22 protein-coding genes and 1 pseudogene are annotated in these 24,624 nt (G+C 56.9%); 11 read left to right on the top strand and 12 right to left on the bottom strand.

Annotated elements, in window-relative coordinates; translation table 11 throughout:
* The first annotated feature begins 6 nt into the window (after positions 1–6).
* From CWM54_RS05440 to atzF, 3 genes are all read left to right on the top strand, one after another.
* Positions 7–642, top strand: coding sequence for an urea amidolyase associated protein UAAP2 (locus CWM54_RS05440; protein WP_008804848.1), 636 nt, complete (start codon positions 7–9; stop codon positions 640–642).
* Positions 643–808: 166 nt separating this feature from the next.
* Positions 809–4,414: an urea carboxylase gene (gene uca, locus CWM54_RS05435; RefSeq protein ID WP_100696310.1), complete on the top strand. Its 3,606-nt coding sequence runs from the start codon at positions 809–811 to the stop codon at positions 4,412–4,414.
* The gene (atzF, locus tag CWM54_RS05430) at positions 4,411–6,207 is read left to right on the top strand and encodes an allophanate hydrolase (RefSeq protein ID WP_100680252.1); all 1,797 of its coding nucleotides are present in this window, start codon (positions 4,411–4,413) and stop codon (positions 6,205–6,207) included. Before uca ends, atzF begins: the two co-directional genes overlap by 4 nt.
* Before the next feature lie 42 nt (positions 6,208–6,249).
* Here atzF and CWM54_RS05425 read toward each other — a convergent pair whose 3' ends face one another.
* Positions 6,250–6,888, bottom strand: coding sequence for a hypothetical protein (locus CWM54_RS05425; RefSeq protein WP_100680251.1), 639 nt, complete (start codon positions 6,886–6,888; stop codon positions 6,250–6,252).
* Between the two features lie 124 nt (positions 6,889–7,012).
* Positions 7,013–7,678 carry an SDR family NAD(P)-dependent oxidoreductase gene (locus CWM54_RS05420; RefSeq protein ID WP_100696308.1) on the bottom strand — a complete coding sequence of 222 codons (666 nt, stop codon included), beginning with the start codon at positions 7,676–7,678 and terminating at the stop codon, positions 7,013–7,015.
* A 104-nt stretch (positions 7,679–7,782) separates the two neighbouring features.
* Between CWM54_RS05420 and CWM54_RS05415 the strand changes: the two genes are divergently transcribed.
* The 5 genes and pseudogenes from CWM54_RS05415 (at position 7,783) to CWM54_RS05400 (ending at position 11,478) form a co-directional block, all read left to right on the top strand.
* Positions 7,783–8,703: a LysR family transcriptional regulator gene (locus CWM54_RS05415; RefSeq protein WP_100696306.1), complete on the top strand. Its 921-nt coding sequence runs from the start codon at positions 7,783–7,785 to the stop codon at positions 8,701–8,703.
* Positions 8,704–8,880: 177 nt separating this feature from the next.
* Positions 8,881–10,047, top strand: a complete 1,167-nt coding sequence (locus tag CWM54_RS05410; protein ID WP_100680575.1) for a hypothetical protein — start codon at positions 8,881–8,883, stop codon at positions 10,045–10,047.
* A 2-nt stretch (positions 10,048–10,049) separates the two neighbouring features.
* Complete coding sequence (locus CWM54_RS28010; protein WP_133123744.1) at positions 10,050–10,469, top strand: hypothetical protein; 420 nt, start codon at positions 10,050–10,052, stop codon at positions 10,467–10,469.
* Positions 10,470–10,480: 11 nt separating this feature from the next.
* Positions 10,481–10,672: pseudogene (locus CWM54_RS05405) on the top strand (PTS fructose transporter subunit IIC); the annotation flags it as partial.
* A 185-nt stretch (positions 10,673–10,857) separates the two neighbouring features.
* Positions 10,858–11,478 (top strand): LysE family translocator, encoded by a 621-nt coding sequence (locus CWM54_RS05400; RefSeq protein WP_100696304.1) that lies wholly within the window; start codon positions 10,858–10,860, stop codon positions 11,476–11,478.
* Positions 11,479–11,539: 61 nt separating this feature from the next.
* Here CWM54_RS05400 and CWM54_RS05395 read toward each other — a convergent pair whose 3' ends face one another.
* Complete coding sequence (locus tag CWM54_RS05395; RefSeq protein WP_100696302.1) at positions 11,540–12,748, bottom strand: MFS transporter; 1,209 nt, start codon at positions 12,746–12,748, stop codon at positions 11,540–11,542.
* Between the two features lie 103 nt (positions 12,749–12,851).
* Between CWM54_RS05395 and CWM54_RS05390 the strand changes: the two genes are divergently transcribed.
* A complete protein-coding gene (locus CWM54_RS05390) occupies positions 12,852–13,754 on the top strand; it encodes a LysR family transcriptional regulator (RefSeq protein ID WP_061154570.1) in 903 nt (300 codons plus the stop codon).
* Between the two features lie 41 nt (positions 13,755–13,795).
* On the opposite strand, the gene CWM54_RS05385 is transcribed toward CWM54_RS05390, so the two are convergent.
* On the bottom strand, positions 13,796–14,683 hold the full coding sequence (locus tag CWM54_RS05385; RefSeq protein WP_100696300.1) for a LysR family transcriptional regulator: 888 nt from the start codon (positions 14,681–14,683) through the stop codon (positions 13,796–13,798).
* Between the two features lie 159 nt (positions 14,684–14,842).
* Here CWM54_RS05385 and ahlK point away from each other — a divergent pair, with 159 nt between their 5' ends.
* Complete coding sequence (gene ahlK / locus CWM54_RS05380; protein ID WP_165785710.1) at positions 14,843–15,637, top strand: N-acyl homoserine lactonase AhlK; 795 nt, start codon at positions 14,843–14,845, stop codon at positions 15,635–15,637.
* Between the two features lie 104 nt (positions 15,638–15,741).
* Here ahlK and tolA read toward each other — a convergent pair whose 3' ends face one another.
* From tolA to CWM54_RS05345, 7 genes are all read right to left on the bottom strand, one after another.
* Positions 15,742–16,170: a cell envelope integrity protein TolA gene (gene tolA / locus CWM54_RS05375; protein WP_061154573.1), complete on the bottom strand. Its 429-nt coding sequence runs from the start codon at positions 16,168–16,170 to the stop codon at positions 15,742–15,744.
* A 111-nt stretch (positions 16,171–16,281) separates the two neighbouring features.
* Positions 16,282–17,424 (bottom strand): M20 family metallopeptidase, encoded by a 1,143-nt coding sequence (locus CWM54_RS05370; protein ID WP_100696298.1) that lies wholly within the window; start codon positions 17,422–17,424, stop codon positions 16,282–16,284.
* Positions 17,424–18,179: a glutamine amidotransferase gene (locus CWM54_RS05365; protein WP_100696296.1), complete on the bottom strand. Its 756-nt coding sequence runs from the start codon at positions 18,177–18,179 to the stop codon at positions 17,424–17,426. The genes CWM54_RS05370 and CWM54_RS05365 overlap by 1 nt, the downstream gene beginning before the upstream one ends.
* Before the next feature lie 14 nt (positions 18,180–18,193).
* Positions 18,194–19,273 (bottom strand): phosphotriesterase, encoded by a 1,080-nt coding sequence (locus CWM54_RS05360; RefSeq protein ID WP_100696294.1) that lies wholly within the window; start codon positions 19,271–19,273, stop codon positions 18,194–18,196.
* A 3-nt stretch (positions 19,274–19,276) separates the two neighbouring features.
* Complete coding sequence (locus CWM54_RS05355) at positions 19,277–20,278, bottom strand: ABC transporter permease (RefSeq protein ID WP_165785885.1); 1,002 nt, start codon at positions 20,276–20,278, stop codon at positions 19,277–19,279.
* A gap of 18 nt (positions 20,279–20,296) precedes the next feature.
* Positions 20,297–21,043: an ATP-binding cassette domain-containing protein gene (locus tag CWM54_RS05350; protein WP_165784150.1), complete on the bottom strand. Its 747-nt coding sequence runs from the start codon at positions 21,041–21,043 to the stop codon at positions 20,297–20,299.
* Between the two features lie 379 nt (positions 21,044–21,422).
* A complete protein-coding gene (locus CWM54_RS05345; RefSeq protein ID WP_061154579.1) occupies positions 21,423–22,445 on the bottom strand; it encodes a LacI family DNA-binding transcriptional regulator in 1,023 nt (340 codons plus the stop codon).
* A gap of 345 nt (positions 22,446–22,790) precedes the next feature.
* Here CWM54_RS05345 and CWM54_RS05340 point away from each other — a divergent pair, with 345 nt between their 5' ends.
* Positions 22,791–23,744 (top strand): substrate-binding domain-containing protein, encoded by a 954-nt coding sequence (locus CWM54_RS05340; protein ID WP_100696290.1) that lies wholly within the window; start codon positions 22,791–22,793, stop codon positions 23,742–23,744.
* Position 23,745: 1 nt separating this feature from the next.
* Here the strand turns inward: CWM54_RS05340 and CWM54_RS05335 are convergent, their stop codons facing one another.
* On the bottom strand, positions 23,746–24,618 hold the full coding sequence (locus CWM54_RS05335; RefSeq protein ID WP_023297625.1) for a PfkB family carbohydrate kinase: 873 nt from the start codon (positions 24,616–24,618) through the stop codon (positions 23,746–23,748).
* Between the last annotated feature and the right edge of the window lie 6 nt (positions 24,619–24,624).

Raw genomic sequence — 24,624 nt, 5'->3', positions numbered from 1 at the left:
GCGTTCATGACCGTTATCACCAGTAACCGACGCCCGGAAGAGGCCGTCTATCGCCATGTGATCCCGGCCGGGGAACCCTGGCTGTTTGAGGTTAAAAAAGGGCAGACCCTGCGCCTGCTCGATCTCGAAGGCAATCAGGCGATTGATACCCTGTTTTACAACGCCGACAACCCGCGCGAGCGCTACGATGCGCAGCGCACGCTGCGTCGCCAGGGGAACGCCTACCTGACCGCCGGCAGCGTGCTCTATTCCAACCTCGGCCATCCGCTGATGACCATCGTGGCCGATACCTGCGGGCGGCACGATACCCTCGGCGGCGCTTGCGCCCAAGAGAGCAACACCGTGCGCTACGCCCTCGACAAGCGCTATATGCACAGCTGCCGGGACAATTTTCTCTGCGCCTGTCTGCACGATGGCCGCCTGCATAAGCGCGATATCGGCGCCAACATTAACTTCTTTATGAACGTGCCGGTGACGCCGGAGGGCGGTCTGACCTTTGCGGATGGCATCTCGGCGGCGGGAAAATACGTTGAACTGCGCGCGGAGTGTAACGCCATGGTGCTGATCTCTAACTGTCCGCAGCTCAACAATCCCTGCAACGGCTGGAACCCGACCCCCGCCGAGGTGCTGGTATGGAACTGACCCGCTGGCAGCGCTGGCGTTTGCTGGCCTTTCGGCTGTTCGCCGTTCGCGCCGACCGCCTGAATCACACGCCGACGCGCCACGTTTAAGCGCCGGTTCCCCCGGGGACGACCTCAGGGAAAGACGAATTGTTGCGGGACGACCCGCTACGCTGTGAGTTCCGCTTATGTTTGATACCTTACTGATTGCCAACCGCGGGGCGATAGCCTGCCGCATTTTACGTACCCTGCGCGCCATGCAGGTGAAGGGGGTTGCCGTTTATGCCGAAGCCGACCTGAGCAGTCTGCACGTCCGCGAAGCGGATGAAGCGCTCAGCCTTGGCGAGGGCCCGGCAGCGCAAACTTATCTGGTGGTAGAGAAGATCATTGCCGCCGCGCTGCAGAGCGGCGCCCGCGCTATCCATCCCGGCTACGGCTTTCTGTCGGAAAACGCCGCCTTCGCCGAAGCCTGTGAGGCGGCGGGACTGGCGTTTGTTGGCCCAACCCCGCAACAGCTGCGTACCTTTGGCCTGAAACATACCGCTCGCGCGCTGGCGAAAGCGGAGGGCGTGCCGCTGCTGGAGGGCAGTGAACTGCTGGCCGACAGCGAGGAAGCCTGCCGGGCGGCCGAGGCGGTGGGCTACCCGGTGATGCTCAAGAGTACGGCGGGCGGCGGGGGAATTGGCATGCGCGTCTGCCGCGACGCCCGCGAACTGAGCGAGGCGTTTGCCACGGTGCAGCGGCTGGGGCAAAACAACTTCAGCGATGCCGGGGTGTTTCTCGAAAAATATATCGAACGCGCCCGTCACCTGGAGGTGCAGATCTTCGGCGACGGTGAGGGGGAGGTTATCGCCCTCGGCGTGCGCGACTGCTCGCTGCAGCGGCGTAACCAGAAAGTGATTGAAGAGACCCCGGCGCCGAATCTGCCGGAAGGGATGGCGCAGGCGCTGTGTAGCGCGGCCATTGCCCTCGGGAAAGCGGTGAACTACCGTAGCGCCGGGACGGTGGAGTTTGTCTACGACAGTGCGGCGCAGCGCTTCTATTTCCTTGAGGTCAATACCCGCCTGCAGGTGGAGCACGGCGTTACGGAGCAGGTGTGGGGCGTGGACCTGGTGCGCTGGATGATCGCCCTGGCCGCAGGGGATTTACCGCCGCTGAGCGAGCTGGCCGCCGGGCTACAGCCCCGGGGCCATGCTATTCAGGCGCGAATTTACGCCGAAGATCCTGGCCGCCAGTTTCAGCCTTCGCCTGGACTGTTAACCGACGTCTGGTTTCCGCCAGCGGACGGCGCCACCCTGCGCATCGACCGCTGGGTGGAAGCCGGCTGTGAAGTGCCGCCGTTTTTCGACCCCTTGCTGGCGAAAGCTATCGTCTGGCGCCCCAACCGCGATGAGGCAATTGCCGGCCTGGCGCAGGCCCTGGCGGAGACCCGCCTGTATGGCGTTGAAACCAACCGCTTATACCTGCAGCAGATCCTCGGCTTTGCGCCGTTTACCGCCGGAGAACCCTGGACCCGCTGCCTGGAGCAGTTGCGCTACCGGGCCGATACCGTGGAGGTTCTGAGCGCCGGCACCCAGACCAGCGTCCAGGACTATCCGGGACGTCTGGGGTACTGGGCGGTGGGTGTACCGCCCTCGGGCCCGATGGATGACCGGGCGCTGCGCCTGGGCAACCGTCTGCTGGGCAATGCCGAAGGCGACGCCGCGCTGGAGATCACCCTTAACGGACCCACCCTGAAATTTAATACCGCCGTACAGGCGGCGGTCTGCGGCGCGCCGCTGGCCGTCACGCTCGATGGCGCCGGGCAGGACATGAACTGCGTATTCACTATTCCGGCGGGGGCGACCCTCAGGCTGGGGGCAATAAACGGACCAGGCGTCAGAAGCTATCTCTGCCTGCGCGGCGGTATTCAGGTGCCGGAGTACCTGGGCAGTAAAAGCACCTTTACCCTCGGTCAGTTTGGCGGCCACGGCGGACGGGCGCTACGCGCTGGCGACGTACTGCATCTTGCGCCTTTGGCTGAGACAGGGGAAGGCGCGGCGCTTCCCGCAGGGCTGCGCACCGCGCTGACGGACGTCCGTACGCTGCGGGTGATTTATGGTCCCCACGGCGCACCGGAGTTCTTTGCCCCGGCGTATATGGCGACCTTTTTTGCCACCGACTGGGAAGTGCATTTTAACTCCAGCCGCACCGGCGTGCGCCTGATCGGGCCTAAGCCGGTCTGGACCCGTGACAGCGGCGGCGAAGCCGGGCTGCATCCGTCGAATATTCATGACAACCCCTATGCCGTGGGGGCCGTGGATTTTACCGGCGATATGCCGGTGATCCTCGGGCCGGACGGCCCAAGCCTCGGAGGCTTCGTCTGCCCGGTCACGGTTATCGAAGCCGATCTCTGGCAACTGGGCCAGCTTAAGGCGGGGGATAAAGTGCGCTTTGTGGCGGTGGACGTCCCCACCGCCCGGCGGCTGGCGGCAGGTCGTCGCGCGGAGCTGGCGACCCTGCAGGCGCAGGACGTTGCCTGGCAGCCTGTGCCGCTCACCTCGCCGGTGGTGATGACCTGCGGTGACGCCGACAAACGTCTGGTGGCGCGCCTCTCCGGCGATACCCATCTGCTGCTGGAGGCCGGTGAGGCGGAGCTGGATCTGGTGCTGCGTTTTCGCATCCATGCCCTGATGCAGGCCCTTGAAGGGCAAGCCCGGGAAGGGATCATCGATATCACGCCGGGGATCCGCTCGCTGCAGCTGCATTTCCAACCGGAAACGCTGGCGCTGGAGACCCTGCTGGCGTGGGTCAGCGGGGAGTGGACCACGGTCTGCATCAGCGACGATCTGCAGGTTCCAACGCGGGTCGTGCATCTCCCGCTTTCCTGGGACGATCCGGCCTGCCGCAAGGCGATCGACAAATATATGACCACCGTCCGCCCGGACGCCCCGTGGTGCCCAAGCAACCTCGAGTTTATTCGCCGGATAAACGATCTGCCGGATGAGCAGGCCGTATGGAACACGGTGTTTGACGCCAGCTATCTGGTGATGGGCCTCGGCGATGTCTATCTCGGCGCGCCGGTGGCCACGCCTCTTGATCCGCGCCATCGGCTGGTCACCACCAAGTACAACCCGGCGCGAACCTGGACGGCGGAAAACTCGGTGGGCATCGGCGGGGCGTATCTGTGCGTCTACGGCATGGAAGGCCCGGGCGGCTATCAGTTTGTCGGCCGCACTCTGCAGATGTGGAATCGCTATCACGAGGTGGCCGATTTTGCCGGCAAGCCTTGGCTGCTGCGCTTTTTCGACCAGCTGCGTTTCTATCCGGTTTCGGCGGAAGAACTGCTGGAGATTCGCCGCGATTTCCCGCTCGGTCGCTATCCGCTGCGCATCGAACACAGCACGCTGCGGCTGGCGGAATACCAGCAGTTTCTCGCTCGCGAGGCGCAGAGCATTGACGCATTTCGCGACCATCAGCAGCGGGCGTTTAACGCCGAACGCGATCGCTGGATCGCCAGCGGCCAGGCCCATTTCGACAGTCAGGAGAGCGCGGCAGAAGAAGCGGGCGATGCGCCGCTGCAGCCGGGCGAGCAGGGGGTGGAAAGCCCGGTATCCGGTAATTTGTGGCAGGTACAGACCGAGGCCGGTCGTCTGGTGCGCGCCGGTGATGTGCTGGTGGTGCTTGAGTCGATGAAAATGGAGATCCCGCTGCTGGCGCCGTGCGATGGCAGGGTTCAGCAGGTCAATGTGCAGCCAGGCAGCGCGGTGCGTGCCGGGCAACGGGTGGCAGTGATTATTGAGGAGAAGGCATGATGCAGCAGACGTTTGATTTACGCCTGGCGACCCTGGCGGCGAACTATCGTAACGGCAACACCACCCCGCGGGCGCTGTTGGCGGCGATCCGCCAGCGGGCGGAAGCGCTGAATCCCGAATTTAATCTGTTTATCCATCTCCTGAGCGAAGCGGAGCAGGCGCCGTTTCTCACGGCGCTGGAAGGCCATTCGCCAGAGACGCTCCCGCTGTATGGCGTGCCGTTCGCGATCAAAGATAATATTGACCTTGCGGAGATCCTCACGACCGCTGCCTGCCCGGCGTTTGCATACCGACCGACGCAAAGCGCGACCATTGTCGCGCAGCTGATTGCGCTGGGAGCGGTGCCGGTGGGCAAAACCAATCTCGATCAGTTTGCCACCGGCCTGAACGGAACCCGTTCGCCGTACGGACGTTGCCGCAACGCGTATCACCCGGATTACCCCTCCGGTGGCTCCAGCGCCGGCTCCGCGCTGGCGGTAGCCCTGGGTGTCGCCAGCTTCGCGCTGGGGACCGACACCGCTGGCAGCGGTCGCGTTCCGGCCGGGCTGAATAACCTGGTGGGGCTGAAAGCGACGAAAGGGTTGATCTCCACCGCCGGGGTCGTCCCTGCCTGTCGCACGCTGGACTGTGTGACCTTTTTCAGCGCTACCGCCGACGAGGCCAGCCAGCTGTTGGCGCTGGTTGCCCGGACCGATCCGCAGGATAGTTACAGCCGCCGCAATCCTCAGTGGAACAGCCGGCAGGCCTTTGGCAGGCCGTCCGCCGGGTTTCGCTTTGGCGTCCCGCAGGCGCTGAACTTCCTCGGTTGCCGCGCCAGCGAAGCGCTGTTCGCCCAGGCCGTGCAGCGGCTGACGGCGCTCGGCGGCGTGCCGGTAGCGATCGATTTCGCGCCACTTCTGGCCGCCGCCCGCCTGCTGTATGACGGACCGTGGGTTGCTGAACGCTATGCGGTGGCAGGGCCGCTGATTGAACAGCAGCCGGATGCCGTCCTGCCGGTGATTCGCGACGTGCTGGCGAAAGCGCCTGATATCGACGCGACGGCGACCTTTAAGGCGATGTATCAGCTGCAGGGTTATAAAGCGCAGTGCGATGCCATCCTTGATACGCTGGACTGCGTGCTGACGCCAACCTTTCCGCGCCCGGTGACGCTCGACGAGCTGGCGGCGGAGCCCATCGCCCGCAACGCCGATCTGGGCTACTACACCAACTTTATGAACCTGCTGGACTATGCGGCGGTGAGTGTGCCGTGCGGGTTTATGCCTGACGGATTGCCCTCCGGCGTCACGCTGTTTGGCCGGGCCTTTACCGATCAGTATTTGCTGAGCCTGGCCGACGCCTTCCAGCGCGCGGAGCGGCTGCCTCTGGCTGGCGGCGCGCGGCTGGAGAGCCCGCCGCCTGCGCACCCCGCGGGCCATGATCGGATGGCCCTGGCGGTATGCGGGGCGCATCTGGCCGGTCTGCCGTTAAACGGTCAATTGCTGACGCGGGGCGGCCGGTTGCTGCAGGCGACCCACAGCGCGCCACGCTATCGTTTGTACGCCCTCGCGGATGGCAAGCGCCCGGCGATGGTGCGTGACGAGCGCGACGGGGCCGCGATAGCGGTGGAAGTGTGGGAGATACCCAGCGCCGAGGTGGGGTCACTGCTGGCCGCTATTCCCGCGCCGCTGGGGCTGGGACAGGTTGAGCTGGCCGATGGCCGCTGGGTGACGGGTTTTATCTGCGAAGCCGCCGGGCTGGGAGATGCCACGGAGATCACCGCCTGGGGCGGCTGGCGTCAGTGGCTGGCCAGGTAAACGGAAAATCCTCTGCGGTATCGCCGCAGAGGGAACCCTTGCTTACAGCGGGCTGTTCTCATCGAGCTGGGTGACGCTCCAGACGCGGGCGTGCGTGTCATCGATGCGATAGTAGCTTTTTACGCTCGCCGTGCCGCCGATGGCGTAGCCCACCAGAGCGACAATGTTGAGCTGATGCCCTTGCTTATCGGTAAACGCATAATACTCATCCAGCACATAACCGCTGGCGCTGGCCGCTGATTCCAGACGATCGTCCCTGGCTTTCAGGTCCGGGGTATAGTCGGCGATGGTTTTCCCTACAAAGTTTTTGGCAACGTCCTGCTTTTCGTCATCGCTGACGATAAACGCCGCGCTGGCAGGAAAGTGCTGAACCACGTCAGCCAGGGTTGGTTTCGGCGCGGCAGTGGGGAATAACGTGTGATCGATGGTGTAGGCCTGTAGCCAGCAGGAGAATAACGCCGCTTCCGCCGCGCGGCCATCCGGGTCGGAAAGCCCGGGCAGCGCATCGACGGTCTCTCCCGCTTTACGCAGCGCAATGAAATCGGCACAGGAAGAGACCCGTGCCTGATTCTGGTCGCTCAGCACCAGCGTCAGGGGAGACTGGTTAATCTCAAGCTCGCCCGCCGCCAGCACCGGCGTGCTCAACAATAACGTCACCGCCATACCGATAAAATATTTCATCACATAGCCTCCATGAATATCGTCGTATCCTGATCCGAGGTGACAGGGAAAGCAAGCGATGGATGACGTTTTTTCCGCACGTCCGGGCGATGGCTCCCGGACGCCAGGCGACGGCCGGGGAAGGTTACTGATGGTGTGGGGCGGGATAAAACGCTTCCGCTGTCCATTGCGCTGATGGCTGGCGGTATTGCTGCCAGAACAGATCGGCAATCTCCCGGGCTTCGGCGGAGCCCGGCGTGACGTAGGCCCCCACCGTCACGATGGAAAGATGAATATTTTGCGCTTTCAATACCGGGAAAAGGCCATGCGTCAGATTAAGCAGCCCGGCTTTGCCGACGCTCAACGTCAGATACTCCGGGTGGGGCTGAGTGGCAAACATCCCGCCAGTCAGCAGGATCGCGCCTTCTCCACGCGCGGCCATCCGCGGAGAGACCGCTTTGATGGCGGCATATACCGCGCCAATATTGGTGGTGAGATCCTGGATGAAGCCTGCCACCGACTGGGTCTCCAGATTACCGTCATGCATGGCCGCGGCATTGAAATGCAGCACATCCACGCCGCCGGTTTCCTCCTCTACCTCACGAATGAGTTCCGCGATACTGATGATATCGCTGGCGTCCGCCACGCGGCCTTCCGCGGCAAATCCTGCCGCTCTCAACTGGTCGGCCTGCGCCGCCACATTGCTTTTATTGCGAGAGGACAGCATCACCCGGAATCCCTCACCGGCAAACCGTAAGGCCGTCGCCATTCCCATCCCAGGACCGGACCCAATACTCAAAAACGTTTTCATAGGCTTCTCACACTGTAAGTTGAAGAGCCGCTATGTTAATAGCCGAACAGATCGCTGATAATTAGCCTTATTTGCAAATGATTAATGTGCAGGGTGCAGGAATCATGTTCGATGATTTTGATGAGCTGATGGCGTTTGTCTGTGTGGCTGAGGCAGGGAGTTTTATCGGGGCCAGCTTCAGGCTGGAGCGGGATGCATCGGTGATTTCCCGCCGGGTCAGCCACCTTGAGAAAAAACTGGGCGTCCGGTTGCTGGTGCGTACCACCCGCAGCGTAACGCTAACTGAAGCCGGAACCTGGTTTTTGCAGCGCGCCCGCACGGCGCTGGATGAGCTCAGCGCCGCCAGCCGGGAAGTCGGGGACTTTGCTGCCACCCCGCAGGGAACGTTGCGGGTCTCACTGCCGGTGACCTTTGGCCGGGAGCTGATTGCCCCGATGTTTCCTGATCTCCTGCAGGCGTATCAGGATATTCGCCTTGATGCCCATTTTCTCGATCGACGGGTCGATATTGTCGCGGAGGGGTTTGATGCGGTGATCCGCCTGGGAAACGTGCGGGACAGTACCTTAACCGGGCGCGAGCTGGGGGCATTTCGCAGCCAGCTGATTGCTTCGCCGGCCTATCTGCAACGCTACGGTGAACCGACTCATCCTGAGCAACTGGCAGCCCATCGGTGTCTCGGCTTTACCCACCATCCGGACTGGCCCTACTGGATCCTCGAGAATGGTCGGGAGCATATCCAGGTGACGCCAGCTGGCCCCCTCACCACCAATATCAGTGAAGCGCTGCTGACGGCGGCCATTCGCGCAACCGGGATCGCATTGCTGCCTGGATGGATGGTTAATCAGGCGGTGCAGTGCGGGGAACTGGTCCGCGTGCTGCCCGACTGGCGCAGCGCGGCGCGGGTTAGCGTTTATGCCCTGATGCCGCCCGGCACGCTGGTTCCCGCCAAGACCCGAGTATTTATCGACGCGGTATGCCAGCAGCTGGCGTCATCCCCGCTGTGGCAGGACGAGTTGAAGCGATAAACGGGGGGAGGACACCTCATGGCAGACGCTGTCAGATAAAGATCCTTTGCAGATTGACATCATCACTCCCGCGCCTTCAAGTGTTGAACAGAGTGATCAATAACGGGTGATGTGGGTTAGGTGTGATTGTTGTATGATGCCGGCAAGGATAGCCACTTAAACATTGAGGGATTAATGATGACGGTTTACCAGCTTAGTACCCGAATAAACTCTAATGTCCCGACTGATTCTTTGCTTTATGACCTCTGTATTTATCGTATGGACTCTCACAGGAATAAATATCTCCTGGTAGATGTGAAACAGCAGCCGTTTCCTGGAACTTATGAAACACAAACTCATATGACCGGAAATATAGATGAGTCACTCTCGACAATTTATATTATGGAAATGAATCTTTACCGCAAAACCATGTTGCATACGGTCTGTGTGACCCCCGTTCCATTCACCAAAATGTACACACTTGAAGCCTTTGCATCAGGTAACGCCTGGTCTCCGGTAAAGCGAGAGAACCTCTGTTATTTTGAGACAAAAGGAACAATGAAACCTGCAAGCGAGGGTGGGGAAACAAAGGAGATAAGAATCACTATCCCGGAACGTCCATTTATTGCACAAGAGTATCCCATAGGTTCACCACAAGATCCGTTTGAAAAAAAGAAGATAGAAGCAGAAATTCAGGACAGATTCTACAGTCTCTCATATCCTTCTCAATCAGGAGCGAGCGTGTGCGGTCCTGCTGCATTCTTTTACTGTCTGCAACAAGACCGTCCTGATGTATATGCCCAGGCCGCCAGGGAACTGTGGCGATATGGGAAAACCAAAATCGGTGAACTTGAGATAGAGCCAGGTGAGGGATGTCGCCATCCCTCGGGTCATTTTTATGACAATATCTCTGGCCTTGACTGGATGACGCTGGCTGGTCTGAGGGATTCAGAGAATGCAGTGCTGAGCTTCGATACTCTCGATTCTCCAGTAGCAGGGATCACCATGTGGCCAACTCTGACGACATGGTTTGAAAAAGCAGGTTATGAAAGGGTGTTCAGTAATGTAGGAATCACACAAGCAGGTATTCAAGGGATTCGTGACTTAAATGAATATATTAATAAAGGTTATAAAGTTGTTACCCTTATCAACGATAGTTTATTAAGAGATAGTATGTTCGAGCATACAACCTATCCCACCCACTGGATTGTCTGGAATGGACCTGTGACCCAAGGGAATGACGGTTTTGTAGGATTAAATCTTTTCTCATGGGGAGATGTGTCACAACAAATTAAGTCTCGAAAAGATTTATCTTTCTTCATTCGTCGATTCTTTGGGGGGGTGGTTTTTAAACCACTGGTATAGTTATGATATGCATACGTTCTTTGCTAATCTTATTTCTTCTGTCTATTTCTGGCTGCAAGTTATTAAGCCCAAACGCTGAGTATATCCCAGGTAATGAGGCATTAACAGAAGCACTAGTAGGGAAGCCGTATTTTTTTAAAATTAAGATTCTGGGCGGGCGCGTTATTGGTGGGCCGCAAAGAAAAGTAGGGAGTGTTGTTCCCGATGATGCAGGTATTTCTTTACGTAATTGTAAATTGCCTGAATCGGTAATTACAATGGCCACAACGGATACTACAGATCATAATTGTGTTGAAGTCTATGGTGTCGCAACCAAACCTGGCCCCATAAAAATAACTATTAATGGTGGAATGTATGGAAGCATGATAGCTCCAGCAAGCTATTTCAGTAAAGGCTATCTGCTGAACGTGGTTAAGCCCTGATGAAGAGAGCAGTTTATTTTAGTGGGGTACTGATGATCCCCACCATGTCACACCCGATGGCTGGCATTATGGCCCTGCTGGTGAATATTGTTGTTACCGCCACGGTTTATGCTGTCATCAAAAAAGATATTCCGCGTGATGTGATGGTTACTCATGATCACGAAGAAGAGGATATCGACCTTGATGATATTAAAGTGAGCTAACTTACCCCTGTATTATTTTATCAATGGCGTTGAGCTAGTCCTGCAACTCAGCCCATAACCGAGTGGTCCTCAGTTATGGGCTGAGTTGCGTCAGGTAGACGCCTGGGTAAAAGTGGAGCAGGGTGAACATTGTTGTTGCAAAAATGTGAACGCTTCAGTAGCCTTGTCTCTTTCGGAGACAGGAAATGCTCGTCACTGATTCACTTCTTGCTTACACCCTCGCTGCCACACTGCTTACCCTGACGCCAGGTCTTGATACTGCTCTTATTCTCCGCACGGCGACCGCTGAAGGTGGACGCAAAGCCTTGCATGCCGCGTTAGGCATTGATCTTGGATGCTTTATCTGGGGCGCGCTGGTGGCCTTTGGTTTAGGTGCGCTACTGGCGGTTTCTGAATTGGCTTATACCTTATTGAAATGGTGCGGAGCAGGATACCTTTGTTGGCTGGGCATCCAGTTGCTCTTGCGCCCACGCCAGCAATTTAACACCCACCCGGCCGAATCCAATTCCACGAGTAACTGGTTCCTGCGTGGGATGCTGGGGAATGTGCTTAACCCCAAAATGGGCGTCTTCTACGTTTCGTTTTTGCCCCAGTTTATCCCCGCCGGGCATTCACCCATCAGCTGGACCTTTCTCCTTGTCACCATCCATGTATTGATTGGGACGCTGTGGTCATTAACGCTGATTACTGCCACTCGCTATGCCGCCGGCATCCTGAAAAAACCAGCCGTGGTGAAATGGATGGACCGGACAACCGGCTGCCTGTTTCTGTTGTTTGCCGCGAAGCTGGCCCTGAGCCGGCGGTAGCCACGCAGGGGCGTATGCCCCTGTTTTTTCTTTAAAAAATGAGCAACCCGCGGAGGGTATACTACTTAGTGATGAAACGATCGCGCGCGAACGTACGCTTAGCCAGTTTCTTTTGCAAAACGATGACAATAATTGGGGTTGCTGATGCGGTAATTGCACATACCGCCAACAGCGTGTCCATATTTTGTCGCGCCATGCGATGGTCAGGTAACAAAAAAGCAGACAGGAAAAATGCGGCAGTTGTCATCAGATACATCATGGATGTCTGTAATGAAGAGAATCCCGCTCGTTGGTTGTTATCAGGAAACTGAATCGTCACCGCCGACGATGACACCAGACGACTGTAAGCTGCGCCGAGAAATAACGTAATAAATAGCGCCGGATGCGGATAGCCCAGGAGGGGTATCAGCAAGCTCAGGATAAAAACGAGGGCCGACCCGGTCGCCACACTCAAAGCAGAAAAACGAGAGGTTAATGCGCCTGTCATTCTGGTAGACAGATACCCCGCCAGACCCCCGCCGAAGAACAACCAGGGCAGCAGACCTTGAGAAGCCCCCAACAGCTGCGTCATTAATGGCGCCAGGACAGGAATGATCAGCATTGGACTAAACTGTACCAGCGCATTACCGGAAGCAAACAGTAAAGTATCTACATCGAGGGGCAGCGCGTGGGATGTGTCGAAAGTGACGGGATCCTGAGGGATGATGGAGACGATCAGTGGCAATGCCAACCAACACAGTGTGCAGATTAACCACAACGCGACATGCCAACCGTAATGAGTACACAAAAATAGTACAGCGGGCATCCCCACAATGCTGACCATCGAAAATGACGCAATCACCGTCGCCAACATTTTTCCGCGCAAGTCAGCCGGCGTGTGGTTTATCAAAATAGTGATCCCCACAGCCATTGTCGTACCTCCAACCAGTCCTGCGAAGAAGCGCAATGTAAGAAGAAGAGGAAAACGGGTGGTGAATGTCGTCAACAGTGTCGCCATGGCTAGCAGTACCATATTAGCGATTAAAAAACGCTTCTTATTGCAACGATCAATCCAGTAAAAGGCGATAATTCCCGACAGGACGGCTCCAGAGGTGTACATACCGGATACATAGCCTGAGAAGGTGACGGGAACAGCGAAATCTGCAGCCATAAATGTAAAAACAGGGCTGAACATCATATATTCCAGCGCATTAGTAAACTGGACAAAAGCGATTACCATAGCAATCCGAATGAGCGTCTTTTGATTAAATGTTGTGGTGACCAGTGGCATAGCAAGCGACCTGTGGATGAAAGATATCCTAGCTTAACTGCTATCAAACTTGTCGATTAGATGGTAAAAATGGCACTCATTATTATCATATGTGGGATAGTTGATGCGGCCAGTTCTGGACTTTAATGCGCTGAAAATCTTCATTGCTGTGGTGGAAAGAGACAGTTTTGTCGGGGCATCGAAAGCCCTTGAAATGCCGACATCAAATGTGAGCCGTTGCATTTCTCAGTTAGAAGACAAACTGAATCTTCAGCTCATTGAGCGCAGTACCCGACATATGAAACTCACACAGGCGGGGCATCTACTCTATACCCGGGCGAAGCCATTACTGGAAGCACTTGAGCAAACTGAAACCGAATTAACGTTGCGACAAATGCAATTCAAGGGGCCATTACGTATCTGTATTCCCAATGAAATCGGTCCTGTATTGCTGGGCTCTGTTGTTGCTGATTTCGCCTGTCAGCATCCGGATCTGGAGATAAGTTGCGTCACAAATTTGTCGGGTTATGAATCCCTGCGAGATGATCTGGATTTAGCTGTCATTGTTAGCCGTGGTCAGATGGATGACAGTGACTACATCGCCCGTCATCTGGTGACGATCCCTTGCACCATCGTTGCGGCCCCCTCCGTCATCCAGCGTTATGGCACGCCTTCTCGTATACAGCAATTTGAAGAATTACCCTGTATTACAACGGTGAATGCGCTTAAAGGCGCTCCCTGGCAGTTTGTGAATAAAAAGGGCGGATTCGAGACGATCAAGGTTAACGGTCGCTATCGGGTCAACAGCGGAGAGATGGCAGGGCGAGCGGCCATCTCAGGTGTCGGTTTTGCCATTCTGTCGAAACAAGCCTGCCAACCCTATATTGATGATGGGCGGTTAATCGAGATTGAATTTGAACAATCGGCAGCCCCCTTGCAATTGTTCGCCCTGTATTCAGATCGGCGTTACTTGCCGGCAAAAACAAGGGCGCTTATTGATTTCATGCATCAGAGATTGAATCGTTAACAAGAGGCCATCATCAGCGCGCCAGGGAGGCGCTGTTCCATTCAGCCAGCCGACTCAAGCAACAAATCTCTAAGATACCCCTCCAGCAGAGGGGCACAAATTCGCGTTTCATACGACATCATCCCAGCCGGTGGATGGAGCAACCAGGCACTAAATGGCGGGATCGGATAATGGCTTAAGAGGGGGATGAGCACGCCGTCTTCCATTTCTTTTCTGCAAACCGGACTTTGCAAAACACCAATGGCATGTCCCGCTAATAACCAGGTGAGGACACTGCGCCAGTGTGTGGACTGAAATTGAATATTGACGGGAACATTAATGAGTTGATCTTCGGAAGCGATCAATTGAATGCGATTACTGGCGAATACGCCAGAAACAGCAGCAAATGGATAATCTGTCAGCGCATCCGGCGTGTCAGGATGACCCATTTTCGCCAGCAGAGCCGGAGAGGCCACTAGCACTCTGCGCACGGTGCCAAGCGGACGTGCGACAAAAAAGCCTTCGGAGACATCACCTAACCTCAGTGATAAATCGACCCCCTCGGTGACGGGATCGATGACGCGGTCGTTAAAAATGACATCGACCTGCAGCTCCGGATGCTCGTTCTGAAGCTGCAACAATGCAGGCATCAGCAGGCTTTCTCCAGCGGAATAGGGCGCGGCAATACGGATTTTGCCTTGCAACCCCTGATTTTCTTCATTCACAGAAAGAGCATGCTCTGCCGCCTGAATGGCCGTTTTGCTTCGCTCATAAAACACGTTACCGCTGTGCGTTAGAGACATGTTACGCGTGTTGCGCCTAAGCAAACGTGTCCCAAGATGTGCTTCCAGTTTTTCTATTCTTTCACTCACGGCGGGCTGGCCAATGCCGAGATCGCGGGCTGCAGCCGACATGCTGCCCCGTTCAACCACCCTGATAAATATGCGCATTGCTGAGAAGAGATCCATTCACCAATTATATTGGCTTTACCGATAAATGTAAGTGGGAGCAGGCATCTACTGCTTTCCTGCGAAATGATGAAAAATCCAGACTCAAGGCTGAGTCAGGCTAAATTTCAATCTATTTTATTGATTTATTGGTGGAAAATAATCATGTCAGAGATAAAGCTTTTTATGTTCCAGTCAGGAACACAGCATTGTCGATATCAGCATATCCGGATGAATCAAGGTGTGGGAGAGCATTATGAGATCCCTGTCCCCTGGTTTCTGCTGACCCATCCGGATGGTTTTACGCTGATTGACGGCGGTCTGGCTGTCGAAGGATTGAAAGATCCCAGTGGTTATTGGGGAAGTGCTGTAGAGCAGTTTAAACCGGTGATGTCAGAAGAACAGGGTTGCTTGGAACAACTTAAGAGGATTGGCATTGCCCCTGAGGATATCCGCTATGTGGTCCTGTCCCATTTGCACTCTGATCATACGGGAGCAATTGGTCGCTTCCCCCATGCTACGCATGTTGTTCAGAAGCAAGAGTATGAATATGCCTTTGCTCCTGACTGGTTTACTTCGGGAGCCTATTGCCGACGTGATTTCGATCGTCCCCAACTTAACTGGCTTTTTCTTAACGGGTTGTCCGATGATCACTATGACCTTTACGGTGATGGCACGCTGCAGTGTATTTTCACCCCAGGGCATTCACCGGGCCATCAATCTTTTCTTATCCGCTTACCCGGTGGTACAAATTTTACGCTAGCGATTGATGCGGCTTATACCCTAGATCATTACCATGAAAAGGCGCTCCCGGGGCTAATGACGTCAGCTACTGATGTCGCTCAGTCAGTGCGAAAGCTGCGTCAGCTTACCGAGCGATATCATGCAGTATTCATACCCGGCCACGATCCTGAAGAATGGAAAAAAAACAGGCTTGCTCCAGCCTGTTACTATTGAATCATTCCACGCTGATCGCCAAAAAGCGTCTGTTAAGCAGGGCTGTCAGCTTATCTTGTTCGAAATGGCCCTGGTGATGGCCGGGGCCATTTCTGCGGGCAAGCTCAGGGCTTCACGTCCAGCACGACATGACTGAATGTTTGATAGGTTTTTTCGTCCGGCGCGGGCGGGATGTTGGCTTTTTTCAGCGCGGACATCACCTGCGCGCAGAATGGCCGATCGCCGCTCTCGACCGTTGGATCCTGCACTGTCCCGTCACGCTGTAGCGTAAAGCGCACCGAGCATTTTTGCCCTTGCCAGGAGGCCGGCTGGTCTATGTTAGCGAAGATAGCCGCCTGGATCCGCGCCAGATAGCGTGAGGCATTGGCCTGGGGTGAAGTATCGGAACCCGTTTGATAATCGCGAAGCATCTTATCCACTTCCGCCGATATTTTAGCGTCTTCGGCGCTGTCCGGCGCAGAAGCACGACCCGAGCAGGCGGAAAGGAGTAAAGAGAGGGTGCAAACGAGCACCGCGTTGATCTTCACGGTCATGGTAAGCCTCCTTGCTGGTGGTAGTACCGTCGTGTACGAGGCGGTTATCCTCTGTTATTCCGCGATATTATTCAAACGCTGATTGCATGGCACACGTTTTCAGTGACAGTGTCACTCATTTTTTACTTTCGTCGCGGGTGGTGATGCCATCCAGTCGCGAATAATGTCACCGTATAGTTGTTCGGCCTCCGCCAGTCGGCTGAGCAGGCAGTACTCGTCGGTTTGATGCGCCATCGACGGCTCGCCGGGGCCGAGAATAATACAGGGCGGATCGCCCAATGCAGGCAGCAGCAGCGAGGCGTCGGTAAAGTAGGGCACCACGCGCGGCGCAATCGGCTTAGCGTGCAGCGGCTGACAGCGTTGGTAAACCTGCTTTATCCACGCGTGATCCTCCCGGCTCAGGACGGCGGGCAGGTCGACCAGCGTGGAGACGGTGACGCTTTCGCCAAGCAGCGTCGTCAAGCGCTCCCGGATAGTGGCGTGCTGTAAATTGGGCGCGCTGCGGATATCGACATCAAAACGCGTGCGGTCCGGTACGGAATTAATATTGAGTCCGCCTTCTATGCGTCCGACGTTGAGGGTGGGTTGCTTCATTAGCGGATGCGGCTCGCCTGGCGAAAAATGCTGAATCTTACCCAGCGCATCCGCCGCAAGATAGATAGCATTGATCCCCAGCTCCGGCATCGCGCCGTGGGCGGTTTTCCCCCGCGTTTCGCAGCGCAGCCAGAGCGCGCCTTTATGGCCGATAACCGGATAGTTGGCGGTGGGCTCACCGACGATCAGCGCGCCCACCTCCGGCAATGTCGCGGAGGCGATCAGCGCTCGCGCGCCGTCGCAACCGGTCTCTTCTCCGCCGGTTATCAGCAATACCGCGCCGCGTCCGGCGAGGATCGCTTCCCGCTGCTGAACGCAGGCGACGGCAAACGCCGCTATCGCCGCTTTCATATCGCTGGATCCGCGGCCATAAAGACGCCCGTCTTCCATCTGCGAGCCAAAAGGATCGTACTGCCAGCGGGCATTTCCCAGCGGGACGGTATCCAGATGTCCGGTAAAGGCCAGCGGTTTTCCGCTCTTCGCCCCGGGAAGGCTGGCGATAAGATTGCAGCGTCCCTCGCCGAACGACGACAGCGAAACCTCAAAACCGCTATCGTCAAGCCAGTCGGCGAAGAACCGCATGCAGTCGGCTTCGCTGCCCGGCGGGTTAATGGTGTTAAAGCCCAGCAGCTGCCGGGCGAGCTCAAGGGTCGCGGTCATCAGCGGCGTTCCGTCAGCCAGTCGAGGCAGTTAATCCACAGCTGGCGATAGCCGGGCCACTTGGCAAACTCTTCCGGCAGCCAGTGCGCCGACATATCGCTGGTCCACACCAGCGAGCGACCCTGCTGATATTCGCGAACAGCCAGTAGCGGATGATCGGTACCGGCCACGGTCGCCAGCAGTTTGCCTTCCGGGTGCATTTCAACTTCGTTATAGCCCAGCAGCCACGGCCATTCGCCCGGAATATCGTTAAACAGGGGGTGAGACTCCGTCACTTCGGCATAGCAGCCTTCCGGGGTTTCAATGCGATCGTCCCAGGCCAGGCAGCCTACCGGCAGCACTTTCTCCACCGCGGTATGGCGGTAGCGCGCGCCGCCGTTGATTCCCTGGAAGCTGTAATAGCCGCCGATCATCATCAGCGCTCCCCCGCCGGCCACGTAATCATGCAGGAGCGTTAAACGGTTGGCGGTTCGGCGGCTCTTCAGCCAGGTGTCCGGATGCAGCAGCAGCGTATTGGCGCCAATGTCCGAAAGAATAATCGCATCCCACTCCTGCAGCGCGTCCAGCGTCAGCGGAAAGTCGGTCGCCGCCGCGTGGGCGGGCATATAGGTAATGGCATAGGGACTGTCGGCGAGCGCGGCCAGAAAGTCCGTTGCGCCGGTGTGCCAGGTGGCGGTGGCAAACTGGTCGAAGCCTTTAACGTGCGTTGACGTGCTGGTCCAGGACTCACCGACCAGTAAGATTTTTTTCTGCATGATGACGTTTCCTTTTATCCGCCAAAGACCCGCTGGGGGTTTCCAATCATTAAGGTTTCAAGTTGTTCGCCGCTGATGCCGTGGCGCCGCAGACGCGGAACAAAATGCTTGAGTATGTAGCCGTAACCGTGGCCGCCGTAGCGGGTAAGCATGGTTTTCAGGAAGACGTCCTGCGACAGCAGAATTTGCTGGATATAGCCGTCGTCAATCAACTCGCGGATCGCGCGGGCATTCTCCTCGTCGGAGGGCGACTGCGCCGATTCGTCGGCGTAGTAATAGCTCATGCCGATCATGTCGTATTCGAGAAATGCCCCACGCTGCGCCAGTTCGCGCTGGTAGCGCTTATCGGCAAAGCTGGGATTCATATGGCACAGCACGGTATGGCGTAAATCGGCGCCTTCCTGCTCGAGAATATCCAGCACCCGATGGCCCAGCCGCTCCCAGCCAGGCAGATGGACCTCGATCGGCACGCCGGTCGCGGCGCTGGCCCGACCCGCAGCGCGTAGGGATTTCTCCTCATCCGGCGTAAAGCGGCTGGAGATACCGATTTCGCCGATAAGTCCGGCGAGCACCTCCGGTTTCTCCTCCGCACCGCCAAGATCGTAAATCAGCCGCTCGGTCAGCTGTTCGACGCTGCTGATTTTTACCCACTCGGGGTGCGAAGGCTCCAGATAGAGCCCGGTACCCATAATGATGTTCAGACCGGTCAGACGCGCGATACGCGCCAGCGCTTTCGGATCGCGGCCAATGCCGATATTGGTCGGGTCGACCACCGTCTCTCCGCCAAGGGCGCGAAATTTAGTCAGCTCGTCAATCGCAACGTCGACATCAAACAGCTGACAGTTATCGCGGCTCATCAGCGGGTTGAGCGACAGTTCGCCAAGGTTTTCCATTTTCACCGGCATTTCGGCAAGATGGCGATCGCTACAGCAGCAGGGCGGCACCCATTTGCCGGAGGCATCCAGCAGAATATGCTCATGCATCAGGGTAACGCCCATTTCGGTAATCGGCAGCGGGCCAAGCACAGTCATCACGTAACCGCTGCTGACGCCAACCGGCAGCGGGGAGGGATGGCGAAAAATTGATCCTTTCATCAGCTATCCTTTTGCCGCGGAGCGTGTCGGGTTGAGAATGCGGGTGTTCAGCCAGATAGCCAGCAGGATAATGGTGCCGGTAGCTATCTGGGTGTAAAACGGCGAAATATGCGACAGGATCAGCCCGTTCTGAATGACCGCAATCGACAGCGCGCCCAGCAGCGTGCCAATAATAGTCCCGAAGCCGCCAAACAGACTGGTGCTGCCAAGCACAACGGCAGCAATGACCTGCAGTTCAAAGCCTTCGCCCTGGTTGGAAGAGCCGCTGCCAAGGCGTGCGGTAATGATCATCCCCGCCAGCGCGGCGGCCATTCCGCTGATGACATAGACCTTCATGGTCACCGCTTTGGTGTTAATGCCGCTGCGTCGCGCGCCTTCGGCGTTGGCGCCGATAGCGGTCACGTAACGGCCAAAGCGCATATGGTTGAGAACGATATGCCCGATCACCAGAATCATAATGCCGATCAGCGCGGGCATAGGGATACCAACTACCCACGCGCGTCCGATAAAGGTAAACAGGCTGTCAGCCGGCACCGGAATCGAGTAGCCCTGGGTGACCAGCAGCGCGATGCCGCGAACCACGGCCAGGGTGGCGAGCGTGACGATAAACGCCGGAATGCCTTCATAGGCAATAAAGAAGCCGTTGATGGCGCCAACGAATCCGCCGAGCAGCAGGCCGCCAAGCAGGACCACCGGCCACGGCAGCCCCCAGTTATTCAGCGCGATAGCGGAGAGTGCGCCGACCAGCGCCAGGGTGGAGCCCACCGACAGATCGATACCGCCGGTGGTAATGACCAGGGTCATTGCCGTTGCGACGATCAGCAGCGGGGCGCTCTGACGGATAATGTTGAGCCAGTTGGTGCCGGTGAGAAAGTTGCTGGTGATCAGCGAAAACACCACGCAGCAGAAGACGAAAAAGAGCGCGATGCTGACCACGCCTGAGTGGTTATGAAGCAGGCGGCGCGGCAGCGAATGCTGGATCATGCGTGAGCTGCTTAAGTTCATGATACTCATCCTGTTACCTCAATGTGCTGCCGCAGAGCGGGCGGTGAATTTTTCGCCCACAATCAGGTTAACGATATCGCTCAGGCTGGTGTCGGACACCCGTCTGTCGGCGACGTTGGTACCTTCATACATCACCATGATCCGGTCGCAGACCAGGAATAGGTCCTGCAGGCGGTGGGTAATCAGAATCACGCTCACCCCGCGAGCGGAAACGCGGCGAATGAGCTCCAGAACCGCTTCAACTTCCGCGACGGCCAGTGCGGCGGTGGGTTCATCCATAATCAGTACTTTCGGGTCAAAGGCCGCGGCGCGGGCGATGGCTATAGCCTGGCGCTGGCCGCCGGAGAGATTTCGCACCAGCAGGCGAGTATCCGGAATGGAGATCCCGAGCCCTTTAAGCATCTCCCTGGCATCGGCGTGCATTTTGGCCTCGTCCAGAAAGGGGATGCCGAGGAGCGATTTCATTGGCTCTCGGCCCATAAAAAGATTGCCCGCGACGTCGACCGTGTCGCAGAGCGACAGATCCTGGTAGACCATCTCGATATGGCAACGGCGCGAATCGGCCGGATTAGTAAACTGCTGCTGTTCACCGTCGATACGAATCGTGCCGCTGGAGGGGATCACCGCGCCAGAGAGCACTTTGGTCAGGGTGGATTTCCCCGCGCCGTTATCGCCCACTAAGCCCAGCACTTCGCCCGGGGCCAGCTCAAGGTTGACTCCGCGCAATGAGCGTATCGACCCGTAGGTCTTGGTGATATTGATCATCTCCACCCTTGGCGGGGTAGTTTGTGGCTGCTGCATCTGATAACTCCCATCGCTGTGGCCGGGAAAATGTTCGCCATCCTGCGGGAGAGACTCTATCCGACACGGTTTACAATCTAGTAAACCGGTTTACCTGCGGAATAGAGCACTCGCCAGTGCAGTCAGGACAAACGCTATGTAAGATATTTGTTCGCCAGTAAGAACATTGCAGCATCCGTGCCAGGGCAGGAACCACACAGCAGCCCTGTAACTTAACCTTATGTAATAAATAGACTTTATTGATTACAATCCGGTAAACCGGTTTACTTATTATAGTGAATAAATTGTTAATTGATCGTTTTTGCGCCAAAAGCGGGCGCTTTTGCGCCATTTTGGGACGGGCTTAACAGATCTTGATCGAGTCGCGGCCAATCCATTCAACCGGCAGGCGGGTTTCCGCGGGAATATCCCGATCGTCGTTTAGCAGGCGCATCATGATGTTCACCGCGGTGCGGCCCAGTTCGCGGGCAGGCTGACGGATAGTGGAGATCCGCGGCTGGGTAAAATCGGCGTAATTGGCGTCATCGAAGCCGACTAACGAAAGCGCTTCCGGCGCCTGGAGCCCGCTGGCGCGCAAGCCGTCGAGCAGACCGAGCACCAGATAGTCGCTGGCGGCGAAGACGGCGGTAGGGCGAACCGGTTGGCTGAACAGGTACCGCAGCGCCTGCTGGCCAAACTCGCGCTGGTAGTCGCCATACATCACCCATTCGGGCGGCCAGCTCAGGCCCGCTTGCTCCATCGCGGTGCAAAAGCCCTGATAGCGCTCGCGGACGCTCATCAGCTTGTCCGGGCCACCGACGAAAGCGATATGGCGATGCCCGGCGGCGATCAGTTTTTCGGTGGCGATCCGCCCGCCCTGGACGTTATCGGCAAACACTTTCGGTACCTTACTGCCGGGAATATCTTCATCCAGCAGGACAATGCGTTCGTGTCGCTGGACCTCCTTACGCAGCAGGCCATTATCGGGGCGGTTGGTGGTGAACAGCAGACCGTCGACCTGGCAGGTATCCAGCCAGCGAATGAACTGGCACTCTTTTTCCGGGTTGTTGCGGGTGATACACAGCACCAGGCTGTAGCCGCTGGCAGAAGCGGCCTCTTCGGCAGCGTCGGCCAGTTCGGCAAAGAAGGGGTTGGTAATATCGGGAAGCACCAGGCCAAGCGTTTCGCTGCCGCCTTTGCTAAGACGGCGTGCCAGGCTATTGCCGCGATAGTCCAGTTCGCGAATGGCGGTTTCGATGCGGTCGATGGTGTCCTGTGGCAGCACAATACTGTTGTTCATATAGCGCGACAGGGTCGCCTTCGACAGCCCGGCCAGCTTTGCCACATCGGATAACAATACGCGTTTTATACTCATTTCCTGCGCCATTTCTGCCAGAATCGGCTATCTGTAACATAGTTAAGCGCGGTGGATACAGCAATTTCTCTGCGAACAATCACCAAAAATAAATGCTTGACAAATTTTAATCAGCAGAGAATTGTATAGGCAGTTTACCGCATCATCCGGGAAGTCATTCCCAACCCCGTTTAATTTATTCCAGTCGCGCACCGACACGGACCGGTTGCCGGGATGACATTAAGCAGGTATCCGCCGAACGTTCAATGATTGTTCTGGCGATATAGACGATATTTGCCCGCCAAAAAAATAATCCTTCTGCGTTCGCATGCGGCGCGGAACTCTGCTGGCTATCAACTATTCCCGACGAGGATACTGATGATGTTATTTCACACCGGAAAACTGCGTTTACTTGCTGTCGCCACGACCATGCTGGCATCAATGAGTTTTATTTCTGCCGCCAGCGCTGCCGGTCCGACTTATGCGCTGGTACAAATCAACCAACAGGCGCTGTTCTTTAATCTGATGAATAAAGGCGCACAGGATGCGGCCAAAGCCAGTGGCAAGGATTTAGTTATTTTTAACTCTAACGATAATCCCGTGGCGCAAAACTACGCGATAGAAAACTATATTCAGCAAGGCGTTAAAGGCATTCTGGTTGCTGCTATCGACGTTAACGGGATCATGCCAGCGGTTAAAGAAGCTGCCGCCGCAAACATTCCGGTGATTGCGATTGATGCCGTATTACCGGCCGGGCCACAGGCAGCTCAGGTCGGCGTTGATAATATTGAAGGCGGCAGAATTATTGGTCAATACTTCGTGGACTACGTGCAGAAAGAGATGGGCGGCCAGGCGCGACTGGGTATTGTCGGTGCGCTGAATTCGGCCATTCAGAACCAGCGGCAGAAAGGGTTCGAAGAGACGCTGAAAAGCAATCCGAAGATTACCATCGCTAACGTGGTCGACGGGCAGAACGTGCAGGATAAAGCGATGACCGCGGCGGAAAACCTGATCACCGGTAACCCGGATCTGACAGCGATTTATGCCACCGGCGAACCCGCGCTGCTCGGCGCTATCGCCGCCGTAGAAAACCAGGGACGGCAGAAGGATATTAAAGTCTTTGGCTGGGATCTGACGGCGAAGGCGATTTCCGGTATTGACGGCGGCTACGTCACCGCCGTACTGCAGCAGGACCCGGAAAAGATGGGCGCCGAAGCCCTGAATGCGCTGAACAGCATCACGTCGGGTAAAACCGTGCCGAAAACCATTCTGGTTCCGGCGACGGTGGTGACCAAAGCGAACGTCGATTCATACCGTCCGCTGTTTAAGTAGGTCAGCGCGCCCCGTCCGTGGTTAACAGGGCGGCGAGCTCACGGCTGCCGGGAAACGCGCTGAGCGTCCCCCGGCGGCTAACGGTAATGGCGGCAGCGCGACTGGCGTGCGCCAGCGCCAGCGCATCCGGCGCGACGCCGCGCAGCAGGGCGGAGGCCAGCATGACGGCGAGGAACGTGTCGCCCGCGCCGGTAGTGTCAAGCGCCTCGGCGGGCACGGCGGGACAAAACTGACGCTGGCCCTCCTGGACCAGCCAGGCGCCTGCGGCGCCCTGGGTAATCACTAAGGTTTTCACCCCGTATGGCTGGAGCAGCTCGGCCTCGGATTCATTGACCACCGCGATGTCGATGAGCGGCCACAGATGGCAAAAGTCAGGATTGACAGGTGAGGGGTTGAATACCGTCGTCATGCCGCGGCTTCTGGCGTACTGGAACAGCGCCCGCGTTTTATCGAGGGAGAAATTGCCCTGCTGTAGCAGAATATCGCCAGCGACGGCATCCGCCATATGCGGAATAATTTCATCCAGGCTGAATGTATCGGCAGCCGCCGTAGTGGTAATAATGGCGTTGTCGCCATCAGCGCTATTTAAAATAATCGAGGTATCGCTATGTTGATTGAAATGGCCGTCGGGTAGTAGCGTCAGTGGTTCATTTTTTATCTGTTGGCGGATCCACGCGCCGTTGCTGTCATTTCCCGTGGCGGCAATTAAACGCGTCTCTATTCCGCAGCGGGATAATATAATCGCCTGGTTCGCGCCTTTACCGCCGATATCCTGCGAAACTTTAACGCCGTGAATGGAAGCCCCTTTTTTCGGTATATCCGGAATGGACCAGGTTTCATCTACGGTAATATTACCAGTAACGTAAACACGCATAGTGCT

The organism is Klebsiella sp. D-Nf1 (genome assembly GCF_002810515.1).
GTDB lineage: Bacteria > Pseudomonadota > Gammaproteobacteria > Enterobacterales > Enterobacteriaceae > Klebsiella > Klebsiella variicola.
The sequence above is the reverse complement of the archived record's forward strand: the minus strand, read 5'-3'. Positions and strand labels throughout refer to the sequence as shown.

What these genes read in the sequence shown, in the direction of transcription:
- CWM54_RS05440 (WP_008804848.1), top strand. Translation starts at nt 7, where the DNA reads ATGACCGTTATCACCAGTAACCGACGCCCGGAAGAGGCCGTCTATCGC.
- uca (WP_100696310.1), top strand. Translation starts at nt 809, where the DNA reads ATGTTTGATACCTTACTGATTGCCAACCGCGGGGCGATAGCCTGCCGC.
- atzF (WP_100680252.1), top strand. Translation starts at nt 4,411, where the DNA reads ATGATGCAGCAGACGTTTGATTTACGCCTGGCGACCCTGGCGGCGAAC.
- CWM54_RS05425 (WP_100680251.1), bottom strand. Translation starts at nt 6,888, where the DNA reads ATGAAATATTTTATCGGTATGGCGGTGACGTTATTGTTGAGCACGCCG.
- CWM54_RS05420 (WP_100696308.1), bottom strand. Translation starts at nt 7,678, where the DNA reads ATGAAAACGTTTTTGAGTATTGGGTCCGGTCCTGGGATGGGAATGGCG.
- CWM54_RS05415 (WP_100696306.1), top strand. Translation starts at nt 7,783, where the DNA reads ATGTTCGATGATTTTGATGAGCTGATGGCGTTTGTCTGTGTGGCTGAG.
- CWM54_RS05410 (WP_100680575.1), top strand. Translation starts at nt 8,881, where the DNA reads ATGACGGTTTACCAGCTTAGTACCCGAATAAACTCTAATGTCCCGACT.
- CWM54_RS28010 (WP_133123744.1), top strand. Translation starts at nt 10,050, where the DNA reads ATGATATGCATACGTTCTTTGCTAATCTTATTTCTTCTGTCTATTTCT.
- CWM54_RS05400 (WP_100696304.1), top strand. Translation starts at nt 10,858, where the DNA reads ATGCTCGTCACTGATTCACTTCTTGCTTACACCCTCGCTGCCACACTG.
- CWM54_RS05395 (WP_100696302.1), bottom strand. Translation starts at nt 12,748, where the DNA reads ATGCCACTGGTCACCACAACATTTAATCAAAAGACGCTCATTCGGATT.
- CWM54_RS05390 (WP_061154570.1), top strand. Translation starts at nt 12,852, where the DNA reads ATGCGGCCAGTTCTGGACTTTAATGCGCTGAAAATCTTCATTGCTGTG.
- CWM54_RS05385 (WP_100696300.1), bottom strand. Translation starts at nt 14,683, where the DNA reads ATGCGCATATTTATCAGGGTGGTTGAACGGGGCAGCATGTCGGCTGCA.
- tolA (WP_061154573.1), bottom strand. Translation starts at nt 16,170, where the DNA reads ATGACCGTGAAGATCAACGCGGTGCTCGTTTGCACCCTCTCTTTACTC.
- CWM54_RS05370 (WP_100696298.1), bottom strand. Translation starts at nt 17,424, where the DNA reads ATGACCGCGACCCTTGAGCTCGCCCGGCAGCTGCTGGGCTTTAACACC.
- CWM54_RS05365 (WP_100696296.1), bottom strand. Translation starts at nt 18,179, where the DNA reads ATGCAGAAAAAAATCTTACTGGTCGGTGAGTCCTGGACCAGCACGTCA.
- CWM54_RS05360 (WP_100696294.1), bottom strand. Translation starts at nt 19,273, where the DNA reads ATGAAAGGATCAATTTTTCGCCATCCCTCCCCGCTGCCGGTTGGCGTC.
- CWM54_RS05355 (WP_165785885.1), bottom strand. Translation starts at nt 20,278, where the DNA reads ATGAACTTAAGCAGCTCACGCATGATCCAGCATTCGCTGCCGCGCCGC.
- CWM54_RS05350 (WP_165784150.1), bottom strand. Translation starts at nt 21,043, where the DNA reads ATGATCAATATCACCAAGACCTACGGGTCGATACGCTCATTGCGCGGA.
- CWM54_RS05345 (WP_061154579.1), bottom strand. Translation starts at nt 22,445, where the DNA reads ATGGCGCAGGAAATGAGTATAAAACGCGTATTGTTATCCGATGTGGCA.
- CWM54_RS05340 (WP_100696290.1), top strand. Translation starts at nt 22,791, where the DNA reads ATGATGTTATTTCACACCGGAAAACTGCGTTTACTTGCTGTCGCCACG.
- CWM54_RS05335 (WP_023297625.1), bottom strand. Translation starts at nt 24,618, where the DNA reads ATGCGTGTTTACGTTACTGGTAATATTACCGTAGATGAAACCTGGTCC.